The following is a 13841-nucleotide window of genomic DNA, read 5'->3' as shown; positions in this document are numbered from 1 at the left end:
AAAGGAAGGAGCAACTTCGTTGACTGATCTCGTTAAATCAATGATTCCGGCAGCAATTATAGCATTTTTCATCACTGCTCTGACTGGGCCATTACTCATCCCCATGCTGCATAAACTAAAATTCGGACAGAGTATACGTGAAGATGGACCCAAATGGCATCAAAAAAAGGCTGGAACGCCGACAATGGGCGGGTTCATGTTTATAATGGGTATAGTTGCGGCAGCAGCACTCTTCATTTCTAGATCGCCGGATGCTGACCGTGCGCTAGCTGTACTGTCAATGGCGCTTTCCTTTGGATTCGTTGGCTTTATTGATGACTACATAAAGGTAATAAAAAAGCGCAACCTCGGCCTCACAGAAAAGCAAAAGATGTTTTTACAACTTATCTGTGCGGCGGCCTTTATTATTACTCTTCAGATCATGGGTTATATCAATACAAAACTGTACATTCCTTTCTTAAATAAAGAAATTGAATTGAGTATTGGTTACTACGTGTTTGCGATGTTTGCTATTATCGCAATCGTAAATGCTGTAAATTTTACCGATGGGGTAGATGGACTTGCCGCATCTGTAACTATTCCAGCAGCTCTAGCTTATGCCGTAATAGCGGCATTTTTAAGGGCTGAAGGCGTTTCTATTCTCCTCGTTGCATGCGCAGCGTCACTTCTTGGCTTTTTGATTTTTAATCTGCACCCGGCTAAGGTTTTTATGGGCGATACCGGCTCGATGTTTTTAGGAGGTATGATTGCCGCAGCGGCGTTTGCAATAAACCAGCCTCTAATATTTTTACTGATAGGATTTATTTATTTTATCGAAATGCTCTCGGTTGTACTTCAAATATGGTATTTTAAGAAAACCAAGGGAAAACGTCTTTTCAAAATGAGCCCTCTTCATCATCATTTTGAACTATCAGGATGGTCAGAAAACAAAATTGTTGTCGTATTCACGTTTGTTACAGTAATACTGAGCATTCTCGCATGTATCGGAGTGCAGAACTATTATAATCTATAATTTGGAGTGGTGGACGCGTTGAAAAAAGTTAGGCGCAAGACAGTATATAAACCTGATCCCCCGCAGAGCTTTGATTATAACAAAGCGTTTATTGACCTGCCCTTTCTTATTATTGTAATCGTACTGCTGTTCGCGGGTCTTATAGTTATGTTCAGCGCAAGCCACGCTAACGCTTATTATCGTTATGGCGACAGCTACTATTTCATAAAAAAACAGTTTGTATTTGCACTTGTGGGCATTGTCGCAATGGCTGTTACTACGAACTTTGCGACTCCGAAACTGCTTCATAAATTTGCTTTGCCGACGCTGGGAATTTCAATTGTGCTTCTTGCACTTGTTCCGTTTATAGGAAGAACGATAAACGATGCAAGACGCTGGATATACATCGGACCGCTTTCAATCCAACCGTCTGAAATAGCAAAGATCGGCGTTATATTAAGTTTTGCCTATATGATCACCAGAAACCAGAAACGGATGAAAACATTTAAGTATGGAATACTCCCGTATGGCGTTATACTTGGAATAATAACTGTACTGCTATATTTGGAACCGCACAACTCCGCTACTATAATTACTATTACGCTTGGCGCGATACTTATAATCGTAGGGGGCGCAAATCTGGGCTGGTTTGCAAGCTTTGGCGGCATCGCAGCAGCAGGGATAGCCCTTGCAATCCTTGGTACGGGACACGGCATGACTAGAATACGTATATGGCTCGATCCTTATGTAGATCCGCAAGGCAAGGGCTTTCAGACAATACAGTCCCTAATAGCTGTTGGGTCAGGGGGACTGTTTGGATTGGGACTTGGCAAGAGCCGACAGAAGTATCTGTATATCCCTGAGCCGCAGAACGACTTTGTCTTTTCAATTGCTGCAGAAGAATTGGGTTTTGTCGGTGCGGTTCTTATTGTGCTGCTTTTTGCTTTGCTTATCTGGAGAGGCTTTGTCATAGCCTTGCGCGCGCCTGACAGGTTTTCGGGGCTTGTTGTAATCGGATTTACGTCAAAAGTAGCGCTTCAGGCGCTTTTAAATATAATGGTTGTAACAAATCTTGTGCCTAATACGGGTATTTCACTTCCGTTCTTCAGTTACGGCGGCACGGCGCTCGTGCTTCAAATGGCCGAAATGGGCATAATACTTTCTATATCAAGGTATGCAAGACTTGTAAAGACGTAGGTATAATGATATATATAATTCTTGGGGGTGAAACAATTGAAGGTATTGCTGGCGGGTGGAGGTACAGGCGGACACGTGAACCCCGCTTTAGCTATTGCCGGGTTTATTCGGCAAAGAAAACCCGGCTCTGATATCCGCTTTGTCGGCACAGAACAAGGCATCGAAAGTACGCTTGTTCCAAAGGCAGGCTACCCTCTTTACAAGATAGAGGTATACGGATTAAAAAGAAGACTGACATACAAAAATATAAAAACAGCCGTGACGGCGATTTCCGCTCTTTCCAAATCAAAAGAGATAATAAAGGAATTTAAGCCTGATATTGTTATTGGAACCGGAGGGTATGTAAGTTTCCCGGTACTGTATATGGCTGCAAAAATGGGCATACCAACGGCTATACATGAGCAGAATGCATTTCCTGGGGTAACGAGCCGTATTCTATCAAAACATGTTGACAGGGTTATGGTAAGTTTTCCGGACAGCGGAAAGTATTTTCCTAAAAAAACAAATATAACCCTTGTAGGGAACCCTATCCGGGATGAGTTTTTATATTTATCAAAACAAGAGGCACGCAAGTCACTTGGAATTGCTGCTGATGAGAAATATATTGTTTCCGTCGGCGGAAGCATGGGCGCCAGAGACTTTAATAATGCAATTATTGATTTTATAGCACTTCATTCTAAAAAGGAAAAATACCGCCACACCCACGCCTGCGGAGAACGCGGCTTCAAATGGGTTCCTGAAAAATTAAAGGAAAAGGGAATAGATTTAAAAAAATATCCCAATTTGGATATACGGGAATATATTTATAATATGCCGACTGTTCTTGCGGCGGCAGACATAGTAATCAGCAGATCAGGTGCAATAACTCTGGGAGAGTTAGCCGCACTAGGCAAACCGTCTATACTTATTCCTTCACCCAATGTGACGCATAATCACCAGTATTTTAACGCGATGTCATTTGTAAGTGAAGACGCTGCGGTAATGATTGAAGAAAAGGATTTAACCGGCGAAAAACTGAAGAAAACTGCTGATGAACTTCTAAATAATAAGTCAATTTTGGACTCGATTTCTAAGAACGCTCAAAAGATCGCAATTTTAGATTCAACTCAAAAAATATATAATACGATTTTTGAGTTAATGGCGGATAAAAAATAAAACAAAAGCTTTTTTTAAAATTTAATTATTATACTTACACAATTTAATCAAAAGCTTTAATATTAAGAATAAACGCAAAAACACCCTTCGTAACATTAAAAACCTGAAGGCATAGTATGAAACTGCAATCAGTGTTTTATTGCGAAAGGGTGTTGTTATGAGCAAACTAATTATAAATGGACCTAATGTTGTTACTGGAGAAATAGCCGTTCAGGGTGCTAAAAACAGTGTTCTGCCCATACTTGCCGCTACCTTACTTGCAAACGAGGTTTCGGTTATAAAAAATTGTCCGGATATAAGTGACGTAAGCGCTACTGTTGAAATCCTTCTGCATCTCGGATGCAAAGTTACAAGGCGCGGATCCGGAGAAATCGAAATCGACCCTTCCAGTGCATCCGGAGTAGATATCCCATATAATCTAATGAGAGGCATGCGTTCTTCCGTCATTATGCTTGGTCCTATTTTGGCAAGAATGGGCCGCGCAAAAGTAAGTTATCCCGGGGGATGCGAACTTGGACCCCGCCCGATTGATTTACATATATCTTCCTTTCAGAAATTGGGTGTAAAATTTGCGGAAGAGTATGGATTTATTTACTCTGTTTGTGATAAAATGATTGGGACGGAAATAAATCTAACTTTTCCAAGTGTTGGCGCAACTGAAAACATTATGCTGCTCGCGTCTAAAGTGCCGGGACAGACTGTAATACATAATGCTGCCCGTGAGCCGGAAATAGAAGATTTACAGTCATTTTTGAACAGTATGGGCGCAAATATCACAGGCGCCGGGGACAACACCATTTATATTGAGGGCGTTGAAACGCTTCATGGTGCGGAGCATTCGATTATACCGGATCGTATTGCGGCCGCAACATATATGATCGCGGCTGCGATTACAGGTGGCAAACTAATTATTAAAAGTGTCAGGCCGAGAGACCTGAATTCTGTGATTTCACTTCTGGAAGAAAGCGGCGCGCAGATTAGAACAGATGAAAATCGTATTTTAATAGACAGAAAGCGTCCGATCCAGCCAATTAGAATGGTAAGGACTATGCCCTACCCGGGATTTCCTACAGATGCGCTTGCACCGCTTATGGCATACTCTACAGTTGCATCCGGAAATAGTATGTATGTTGAAACTATTTTTCAGAATAGATATAAGCATGCTGAAGAACTTATGCGGATGGGAGCCAATATAAAAGTTGAAGGCAGAGTGGCACTCGTTCAGGGCGTTCCAAGACTTACCGGAGCGAACGTTGTTGCAACAGACCTGAGGGGTGGAGTCGCACTTGTCCTTGCGGCTCTGGCGGCAAACGGTGAGACGACGATTGATAATTCTGAACTCATTGACCGTGGGTATGAGAATATAGAAACCAATCTTCAAAGCTTAGGATGTAAAATAAGAAAGGTTGACGTGGTTGAAAAAAGCTAGGGGTACTACAGGTGCCGCTAAAAGCAGACAGTCGCATAAGCGCCGCCGAAGACAGAGGCGGCTTGCACTTGTTGTCGGTATGATAATTTTACTGATGGCACTCATTTCGGGCGGTATTTTTTATCTTGTTTCAACATTCTTAAATATAACGGAAGTAAAAGTTACTGGAAAAAGTATATATACAACCGATCAGATACTTTCTGTAGCCGGCATAAAACCGGGTCAGAATATGGTGACAGTAAGAAGAACAAAAACAGCTGTCCATATCGAAAAAGAATTGCCGTACATTGAAAAAGCGGTTGTACGGTGCAGCCTCCCAGAAAAGATTCAAATCGAAGTGCAGCCAGCAAAGCCAGAACTTATTGTAAGCGACGGAGGGGTAAGCTATATTGTCAGCACAGAAGGCAAAGTAATAGATATAGTAGAAGATGACACTGCGTATAATCTTCCTAAGCTTGTCTGTGATTATGGGGGACAGCCGGTTGTTGCCGATGCTATAGCATTTCCTGACGATACAACAAAACGTATACATAATACATTGATAACTGCACTTAGGGACAATGGACTCCTTGCAGATATGAAATCAATTGATTTGACCAACATTTACAGCATTACAATGCAGTATAAAGATAAATATAAGATAATGTTCGGAGATTATACCGATACTGATGATAAAGTTAAGTTTATCATCAGTATAAAGGACAAGCTGTCTGAAAACGATAAGGGAACAATTGATGTTTCAAACATCAAAAAAGGGTCATTTACTCCAACACGTGGGTAATTTATATGTATTGCAACTTTTCGGGAGGGTTATATGAAAGAGGGCACCATTAAAAAAGCGGCGGGCAGGTTTGGCATGTTCCTTATCACGCTTATTTTCGGATTTCTTGTTATGCTTCAGTTTAAAAGTGTAAAAATTGAACAACAGAGTACACTTGACAGCGTAACACTTAGAGCGAATGAGCTTCAGACGCAGCTTAATAAACAAAAAGATACAAACGAAAAATTATACAAAGAAATCCTCGAATATAAGGATCAACTGTATCAATTCCGGGACGAGGCGGCCAAAAGCGGCAACTATGCAAGCGCACTTTCAAATCAGCTTCAAAAGGTTGAACTGACTGCGGGTATAACTGCCGTTAAAGGTCCTGGCGTTACTGTTACGATGACAGAAGATCCAAATTATCAGGTGAATGTGGAGAATGTTGACCCGAGCTATACGATCATTCATGATGATGATGTCCTGAAAGTTTTAAACGAGCTTAGAGACGCAGGCGCGGAAGCGCTATCCGTAAACGGTGAACGTATACTGGCAACTAGTGAGATCCGCTGCGCGGGTTCTACTATAAGCGTTAACAACAACCGATATTCTGCCCCATTTATAATAACGGCAATAGGCGATCCCGACAATCTGAAATCTGCCTTATCTATGCGGTATGGGGTTATTGAGATATTGAAGCAGTGGGGGATTACCGTAGATGTTAAGACGCATGAAGATGTTGAGGTTCCTGCATATGCCGGACCTATTCAGTACAAATACGCAAAACCTGTTGAAAATGAAAATTCATCACATTGATAAGGAGAATAAAATGGCTATCGGATTTTTAGGACTTTTGTGCGGGATACTAATCGGATTCTATTTTCCTGGATATATTCCAAAAGCATACTCGGTTTATGTTGCGATGGCTCTCCTTGCTGCCGCAGATTCAATAGTTGGCGGGCTTGCGGCAAAAATCGAAAATAAATATGATGATAAGATTTTTGTGTCAGGCTTTTGCATCAATACTTTACTGGCTGCGGCACTTACTTATGTCGGGAAACTTCTTGCAATTGACCTGACAATTGCGGCAATCGTTGTATTCGGTTCCAGATTATTCCAAAACTTTGCAAAAATACGAAGATTACTATTGAATTATGATAAGCAATAATGTTATGATAATATTATTGATTTAATACCATTTTTTAAATCTAAACAAGGGGGATCTCTCATGCCTTTTGAGTTTGATACAAACAGTTTCAGCCCGGTTAATATAAAGGTAATCGGTATCGGCGGGGCAGGAAACAACGCAGTTAACAGAATGATTACTTCAGGAATAACAAGTGTTGAGTTTATTGCAGTAAATACGGACAAGCAGTCCTTATATGCATCACGCGCGACACAAAAAATACAGATCGGTGAAAAATTGACAAAAGGCCAAGGCGCTGGCGCGAATCCTGAAAAAGGTCAGCGTGCAGCTGAAGAAAGCCGCGACGAAATTGCCGCAGCTCTAAAGGGTACCGATATGGTATTTATTACTGCGGGTATGGGAGGCGGAACCGGGACTGGCGGTGCACCTGTTATTGCTGAGATTGCGAAAGACATGGGTCTCCTTACAGTCGGAATTGTAACCAAACCGTTTTTATTTGAAGGCAAGAAAAGAATGAATCAGGCTGAAGCAGGGATCGCAGCTCTTCGCGAAAGAGTGGATTCTCTTGTTGTTATTCCTAACGAACGCCTCAAAATGGTTTCGGAGACACCTATTACAATGGCAAATGCATTTGAGGTTGCCGATGAGGTATTAAGGCAAGGCGTTGCCAGTATTTCAGAAATAATTAATAACCCGGGATACATAAATCTTGACTTTGCAGATATAACTGCCGTTATGAAGGATGCAGGCTATGCTCATATGGGTGTTGGCAATGCAAGCGGTGAAAATATGGTTGAAGCTGCGGCCAATAAGGCGATATACAGCCCGCTCATCGAGACTTCTATCAATGGGGCAAAGGGTGTGATCATCAGCTTTGTATCATCGCCTGATATCAGCCTTGAAGAAGTTGAGAACGCAGCAGCAATGATTTCAAAGGCCGCTCATCCAGAGGCTAATATTATTTGGGGTACATCCTTTGATAACAGTCTTGCTGATGAAGTCAGAATCACCGTTATTGCGACAGGATTTGAGGCCGCTCCGCTCAGCGCTGAGCCACAAAAACCTGCCCAGGACACAACCAAGTCTGCTTTTGCAAATTTCAGCGGCCCCAAAACAGACTTTACACGTCCAAAAGAAGAAACACCGGTATCTTCTACAAACTACCGTTTTCCTTTTTCCAAGCCTGTAGATGATACTTATGACAGTACATATGTTAAGAAAACGGAAAAGCATGACGATGAAGATATTGATGATATCGATTCAGTGCTTAAAATATTTAGAAAGTAATAGTGTCTTAAAATACATTTATTTGCTGGCATCGTTTATACGATGCCAGTTTTGTTAGTACTTTGTATAGAACAGCGGCGAATAGAGCTTAAGCAAAAGAAACTTCCTTTCTGCTAAAATGGTTATTAATTGGTATAGTCGTGCGACATGATTTATTGTATGAAGGAGGCAACGTGATGAAAAATAAAGGTAACCTTAGTTTTGGTAAGAGACTTGTTGTGACTATTGGAACTATTGCAATTTGTCTTATTGCCGGAATTGCTATTCTATCTACTTTGATCAATAATGGTGATAGTAAGGCAACTGATACATCGTCGTTAGCGGCGAATAAGGTTACTACAAGTGGGAAAGCCGATACCTCTCCGCTATACGAAGATAAATTGATTAAAATAACTTACTGTGAGATTTTTGAAGTGCCCAGTATAAAGGGAGCTTGTTATCTCAGATTGCTTGTTGAAAATAAAAGTGATAAAAAGATTACCGTTTATTTGAAAGATGCCTATGTGAATGATATGGCAACCTTTATGGGTAGTGGGGTTCCTATGACGATTGAAATGGGTAAGAAATCTCAGCAGCCGTTTACATTTTTTTATTCCAACCTTGATATTTCCAAAATGTCTGAAATTAAGAATATTCAATTTAAAGTCTGGATTACTGATGAAAACACAAAAACGTTGGAGGAAACTGGTACATTAAAAGTTACACCGTGACTTGGTACTTATTATAAAGAAATGTCAATAGCTCTACGTGATTGGACTGAAGTAACAGTCGATCGGGACTAAGTGTAAAAGCTTAGTCCCTTTTTCTAATATCTGTAGGTGTGTTATGAAAATTACTTGGGTACTGAATTAAAACACTGAATATTAGGAAACGAGGACGAGCACCTGAAAGGCCATGACGTAACACACCTATTGTAATCCTACAACAAATACTTTGACTGTTTGATTAAATAACTTTAAAATAGGATAAATTTGGTGTATACTAAAATAATAAGTATATTTGCATAAAGGAGCATATATGGATTTTATCAAACAGGAAAAATTACAGCGCGCGGTATTAGTTGGGCTAAATTGTTCTTCAGATAAATACGATATTAAAAGCAGTGATGAAACGTTAAAAGAACTTGAAAGCCTGCTTGAAACTGCAGGGGGAGAAAGTTTAGGAATCGTACTGCAAAACCGTGACCTTCCGGACGCAAAGTTTTTTATAGGCGAGGGAAAGGTGAGCGAAATCGCTGAATTTGCAAAGGCTAACGATGCCGATCTTATAATTTTTGATAATGAATTATCTCCGTCTCAGATAAAAAATATAGAAAAAGAAACCGGCATTCGTGTTATTGACCGTACAATGCTGATTCTTGATATCTTTTCTCTACACGCCACAACCAGAGAGGGCAAGCTTCAGGTTGAAATGGCTCTTATGAAATATACGATTCCGCGTTTAACAGGAATGGGCACAGAATTATCAAGGTTAGGCGGAGGCGGAGGCGGCGCAATCGGCGCGCGCAGAGGTGCTGGTGAAACAAAACTTGAAATTGACAAGCGACACCTTAAAGAGCAGATAAGACAGCTGCAAAAAGAGCTTGACGAAATAAGGGAAAACCGACAGAAACAGCGGAAGGAACGCGATGTGTCGGGCGTTCCGAAAGTGGCGGTAATAGGATATACAAACGCAGGAAAGTCAACGCTTTTAAATACGCTGACCGGGGCGGGCGTGCTTGCCGAAAACAAGCTTTTTGCCACCCTTGACCCGACCACACGCCGAATGAAAATGGAAAACGGGTTTGAAGTGCTTATTACCGATACTGTAGGTTTTATAAGAAAGCTTCCTCACCATCTTGTTGAGGCTTTTGCGGCAACGCTTGAAGAGGTCAAATATGCCGACTTGCTTGTCAACGTTGTTGATGCAACAAGCCCTGAAATGTTTGAGCATATAAATGTTACTCACAAGCTTATAAATGATCTGGGCGCTGGTGGAATACCGGTTATTACCGCAATCAATAAAACAGACCTTCTCGAAGAGGGGCAAAAGCCGGTTATTAAAGACAGCGTTCCAATTTCAGCTAAAAAGGGTACAAACATTAACCTTTTATGCGAAATGATATATAACAGGCTTTCGGACATGTTTCGGCGTGCAGTTGTTATTATCCCGTATGATAAGGGTGGGCTGCTTGACGAAATATACCGTGACAGTAAGGCTACTGTTGAAGAAAGTGAGTATGTGCCGGAGGGTGTGCGCCTTACAATTACGATGGACGTTGATTTATACGGAAGGCTTAAAGATTATGTTACCGGGGATGAAAATGGAGTACAAAACAGTTAAAAAAGAGGCCAGTGCCGCCTTTATTGAACGCCGGTCAGAGTTCATTGGGTATATTAAGCCGGTGCAAACCGAAGAAGAGGCGGTTTCATTTATTAATGAGATACGCTCACGGCATCATGACGCGACCCATAATGTTTATGCCTATATAATTCGATATAATAATATAAGGCGTTACAGTGATGACGGTGAACCACAGGGAACAGCAGGAATGCCCGTGCTGGATGTTCTTCAAAAAGAAGGGCTTACCGATGTAGTTATAGTCGTCACAAGATATTTCGGAGGCATTTTACTCGGGGGCGGAGGACTGGTAAGAGCATATTCAAGGGGAGCAAAAGTTGCTGTTGACGCTGCAGGTATCGCGCTTATGAAAAAAGCATTCAGAGCAGAAATTGAAGTACCGTATGCTTTTTTTAGCTCTTTACAGCGAGAAATTGCTAAGCACGGTGGAAGTATAGAAAATACTGAATTTACGGATAATGTTTTGATAAAATTTCTTATTCCTATCGACGAACTGGAAAAATTCAATATAAGTATAAAAGATACAAGTTCTGGGCAATACGTTGCTAAGATTATTGGCGAAACATATCAGGCAGAGGACATTTAATAAAGAGGTGTTTTGAATGAGTCTTCGTGAAGAACAGGAAAAACTTGAAAAGGCGATACTTTCACCATATGCCTGCCTTTCTGTTAATAGCCGTGGGAGAAATCGCGAAGAGACTAAATGTGAGATACGCACAGATTTTGTTCGTGACCGGGACAGGATCATTCACTGCAAATCATTTCGTCGCTTAAAACATAAGACTCAGGTTTTCTTATCTCCGGAGGGAGACCATTACCGAACCAGACTTACACATACGCTTGAAGTGTCACAGATCGCCAGAACGATTTCTCGCGCTCTGCGCCTAAATGAAGATTTGACAGAAGCAATTGCTTTGGGACACGACCTTGGTCATACGCCTTTCGGACATGCGGGAGAGCAGGTGCTCGCAAGTGTTTGCAAATCCGGTTTTACTCATTACGAGCAAAGCCTTAGGGTTGTCGAACTGCTTGAAAACGGACACAAAGGTCTTAATCTTACTTACGAGGTTAGAAACGGCATAGCCTGCCATACAAACCGGGTTGCGGATACTCTTGAAGGCCAGGTTGTTAAATTTGCCGATAAAATTGCATATATAAATCACGATATCGACGATGCGATACGCGGAGGGGTGCTTTCCGTATCGGATATCGATACAGATATTCTCGATATGCTCGGGCATACCCATTCAAAACGCATAAATACGCTTGTAAGAGCCGTAATTGATGGAAGTGCCGACAAGGATCATATTGAGATGCTGCCGAATATAAAAGAGGCAGAGGTTGCGCTTGAAAAGTTTATGTTTGAACATGTATATTTGAATCCGGGGGCGAAAGGCGAAGAGGTAAAGGCGAAAGAAGTCGTCCGTATGCTTTACGAGTATTTTCTTAAGTATCCGGATAAAATGCCGCCCGAGCATTATTCATATATAGACGGAGACGGACTTGAACGCGTTGTTTGCGATTATGTTGCGGGCATGACGGATAATTACGCCATATCGATTTTTGAGAGCCTGTATATTCCGAAAACTTGGCGAAAATAGCGTGTTTACCTGCTTTTAAACAAATTTTTTATAAAAATAAGAATTTTTTATTATAAATAAAGGAATTATAAAAACAGTGTCGAAATATATAATTGAACTTTATTGATAAGGAGTTGTGCAATGGCATTACCTGACAGTTTCCTCGAACTGCTGCGATCTCGCTGCGATATCGAGGATGTCATTTCACAGTATGTGACCGTAAAACGAAGGGGGAGAAGCCTTGTCGGCCTTTGCCCTTTTCACAGTGAAAAGACCCCGTCTTTCACAGTGTTTCCGGAAACGCAAAGCTATTATTGTTTCGGATGCGGCGCCGGCGGAGATGTAATCACCTTTATACGCAATATTGAAAACCTTGATTATCTCGATGCCGTAAGGTTTCTTGCCGATAAGGCGGGGATCGAAATGCCCGAGGAGAATAGGGAGGACGAAGGATACAAGAAACTGCGTGAGCAGATTCTGAATATAAATAGATCTGCGGCCAACTTCTTTTACAAACAGCTTTTGTCGAAAAACGGAGTAAGCGCGCTGAAATATCTCAGAAACCGCGGTTTATCTGATAAGACCATTAAGAAATTTGGCCTTGGATATTCGTCTGATAACTGGACAAGTCTAACTGATTATTTATCAGGTGAGGGATTTGATAAGGAACTTATGAAACGCGCGGGTCTATGCGCAAAGAATCAAAAGGGCGGGTATTACGATTATTTTCGGAATCGAGTGATGTTTCCTATTGTTGATGTGCGAGGTTCGGTTATCGGTTTCGGCGGTCGGGTTATGGACGACAGTCAACCGAAATATTTGAATTCTCCCGATACACCTGTTTTTAAAAAAAGTTTGAATCTTTTCTCACTGAACAATGCGAAAGGTTCGGGTGATACACTGATACTGGCAGAAGGGTATATGGACGTAATTTCTATATATCAGGCAGGTTTCAGAAACACTGTTGCAACCTTAGGCACAGCGCTTACAGCGGAACAGGCACGTCTTATTTCTAGGTATGCAAAGGAAGTAGTTATATCGTATGATTCGGACGGTGCAGGTCGAAAAGCGTCTCAGCGTGCGATAACTATATTTGCTGATACCGGAATAAAAGTCAGAGTGCTTTCTATGAGCGGGGCAAAAGATCCGGATGAGTTTATCAAAAAATTCGGTGCGGATAAGTTTCAGATGCTGATAAATAAATCGGAAAACCATGTTGAATACAGGCTGTCTCAACTCAGAGCGGGTTTTAATCTGGAACTGCCGGACGATAAGGTTTCTTATCTAAAAGCTGCCGCTGAAATATTGGCTGATATACAAAGCTCGGTCGAAAGGGACGTTTATGCCGGGAAAATCGCGGAAGAGCTTGATGTTTCGAGAGAGTCAATACTTCACGAGGTAAAAAGTATTATAAAAGCAAAATGGGGCAAAAAGCAAAAAGATGGGCTAAGGAAAGAAGAACAGAGGATTCATGCATATCGTGACAGCGTTAACCCCGACAAAGCCGCTAACTTAAAAGAGGCTAAAGCTGAGGAAGGTATCATTTGCACGATTTTCTTCAATCCCGATTATGTTGATAATATTTGCAAACGTCTTGGAGATACTCCATTTGTTACGCCGTTTAACAAAAAGTTATTCGATACTTTATGCGAACTTGTTAATAATGGGATACAGCCGGATACTATAGTACTGAGCCAGTATTTCACACCGCCTGAAATGGGACGTATAAGCGGAATAATCGCGCAGCGTGACCTCGTTTGCGGTGAAACACTGATTGAGGATTACATAGACATATTAAAAGAACACTATCGAAAGCGCCTTACGACAGAACTTGAAAGTATTGACAATGACGACCTTAAAGATTATATGAGGCAGCTGGGCAAGATAAAAGGAAAAGGAAGTAACAGAGAATGAATGAAAAAAGATCGCAAATGAAGGAGTTTCTAGAGTCCTGT

Annotated in this window: 13 protein-coding genes; all 13 read left to right on the top strand. The window is 41.4% G+C overall.

Annotated elements, in window-relative coordinates; translation table 11 throughout:
* The first annotated feature begins 19 nt into the window (after positions 1 to 19).
* The 13 genes from mraY (at position 20) to dnaG (ending at position 13800) form a co-directional block, all read left to right on the top strand.
* The gene (gene mraY, locus Q8865_04310) at positions 20 to 1012 is read left to right on the top strand and encodes a phospho-N-acetylmuramoyl-pentapeptide-transferase (protein ID MDP4152654.1); all 993 of its coding nucleotides are present in this window, start codon (positions 20 to 22) and stop codon (positions 1010 to 1012) included.
* A gap of 18 nt (positions 1013 to 1030) precedes the next feature.
* Positions 1031 to 2188 (top strand): putative lipid II flippase FtsW, encoded by a 1158-nt coding sequence (gene ftsW / locus Q8865_04305; protein ID MDP4152653.1) that lies wholly within the window; start codon positions 1031 to 1033, stop codon positions 2186 to 2188.
* Positions 2189 to 2215: 27 nt separating this feature from the next.
* Positions 2216 to 3343 (top strand): undecaprenyldiphospho-muramoylpentapeptide beta-N-acetylglucosaminyltransferase, encoded by a 1128-nt coding sequence (gene murG / locus Q8865_04300; protein MDP4152652.1) that lies wholly within the window; start codon positions 2216 to 2218, stop codon positions 3341 to 3343.
* Positions 3344 to 3500: 157 nt separating this feature from the next.
* The gene (murA, locus tag Q8865_04295) at positions 3501 to 4772 is read left to right on the top strand and encodes a UDP-N-acetylglucosamine 1-carboxyvinyltransferase (GenBank protein MDP4152651.1); all 1272 of its coding nucleotides are present in this window, start codon (positions 3501 to 3503) and stop codon (positions 4770 to 4772) included.
* Positions 4759 to 5553 carry an FtsQ-type POTRA domain-containing protein gene (locus Q8865_04290; GenBank protein ID MDP4152650.1) on the top strand — a complete coding sequence of 265 codons (795 nt, stop codon included), beginning with the start codon at positions 4759 to 4761 and terminating at the stop codon, positions 5551 to 5553. The genes murA and Q8865_04290 overlap by 14 nt, the downstream gene beginning before the upstream one ends.
* A gap of 33 nt (positions 5554 to 5586) precedes the next feature.
* The gene (locus tag Q8865_04285; GenBank protein MDP4152649.1) at positions 5587 to 6348 is read left to right on the top strand and encodes a DUF881 domain-containing protein; all 762 of its coding nucleotides are present in this window, start codon (positions 5587 to 5589) and stop codon (positions 6346 to 6348) included.
* 13 nt (positions 6349 to 6361) lie between these two features.
* Positions 6362 to 6700 (top strand): small basic family protein, encoded by a 339-nt coding sequence (locus tag Q8865_04280; GenBank protein MDP4152648.1) that lies wholly within the window; start codon positions 6362 to 6364, stop codon positions 6698 to 6700.
* Positions 6701 to 6760: 60 nt separating this feature from the next.
* Positions 6761 to 7966 (top strand): cell division protein FtsZ, encoded by a 1206-nt coding sequence (gene ftsZ / locus Q8865_04275; GenBank protein MDP4152647.1) that lies wholly within the window; start codon positions 6761 to 6763, stop codon positions 7964 to 7966.
* 176 nt (positions 7967 to 8142) lie between these two features.
* Positions 8143 to 8676 carry a hypothetical protein gene (locus tag Q8865_04270; protein MDP4152646.1) on the top strand — a complete coding sequence of 178 codons (534 nt, stop codon included), beginning with the start codon at positions 8143 to 8145 and terminating at the stop codon, positions 8674 to 8676.
* Positions 8677 to 8983: 307 nt separating this feature from the next.
* Complete coding sequence (hflX, locus tag Q8865_04265; GenBank protein ID MDP4152645.1) at positions 8984 to 10288, top strand: GTPase HflX; 1305 nt, start codon at positions 8984 to 8986, stop codon at positions 10286 to 10288.
* Entirely contained in the window at positions 10269 to 10892 is a 624-nt protein-coding gene (locus Q8865_04260) for a YigZ family protein (GenBank protein ID MDP4152644.1), read from the top strand. Before hflX ends, Q8865_04260 begins: the two co-directional genes overlap by 20 nt.
* Positions 10893 to 10908: 16 nt before the next feature.
* Positions 10909 to 11907: a deoxyguanosinetriphosphate triphosphohydrolase gene (locus Q8865_04255; GenBank protein MDP4152643.1), complete on the top strand. Its 999-nt coding sequence runs from the start codon at positions 10909 to 10911 to the stop codon at positions 11905 to 11907.
* Between the two features lie 120 nt (positions 11908 to 12027).
* Entirely contained in the window at positions 12028 to 13800 is a 1773-nt protein-coding gene (gene dnaG / locus Q8865_04250; protein MDP4152642.1) for a DNA primase, read from the top strand.
* The last annotated feature ends 41 nt before the right edge of the window (positions 13801 to 13841 follow it).

Source organism: Bacillota bacterium (assembly GCA_030705925.1).
GTDB lineage: Bacteria > Bacillota > Clostridia > Oscillospirales > Feifaniaceae > JAUZPM01.
Note: the sequence above shows the minus strand (reverse complement) of the source record. Positions and strands in the feature narration are given on the sequence as shown.

Excerpts from the sequence above, each read along its gene's own strand:
- murA (MDP4152651.1), top strand. The coding sequence starts at position 3,501 with ATGAGCAAACTAATTATAAATGGACCTAATGTTGTTACTGGAGAAATA.
- Q8865_04285 (MDP4152649.1), top strand. The coding sequence starts at position 5,587 with ATGAAAGAGGGCACCATTAAAAAAGCGGCGGGCAGGTTTGGCATGTTC.
- Q8865_04280 (MDP4152648.1), top strand. The coding sequence starts at position 6,362 with ATGGCTATCGGATTTTTAGGACTTTTGTGCGGGATACTAATCGGATTC.
- ftsZ (MDP4152647.1), top strand. The coding sequence starts at position 6,761 with ATGCCTTTTGAGTTTGATACAAACAGTTTCAGCCCGGTTAATATAAAG.
- Q8865_04270 (MDP4152646.1), top strand. The coding sequence starts at position 8,143 with ATGAAAAATAAAGGTAACCTTAGTTTTGGTAAGAGACTTGTTGTGACT.
- hflX (MDP4152645.1), top strand. The coding sequence starts at position 8,984 with ATGGATTTTATCAAACAGGAAAAATTACAGCGCGCGGTATTAGTTGGG.
- Q8865_04260 (MDP4152644.1), top strand. The coding sequence starts at position 10,269 with ATGGAGTACAAAACAGTTAAAAAAGAGGCCAGTGCCGCCTTTATTGAA.
- Q8865_04255 (MDP4152643.1), top strand. The coding sequence starts at position 10,909 with ATGAGTCTTCGTGAAGAACAGGAAAAACTTGAAAAGGCGATACTTTCA.
- dnaG (MDP4152642.1), top strand. The coding sequence starts at position 12,028 with ATGGCATTACCTGACAGTTTCCTCGAACTGCTGCGATCTCGCTGCGAT.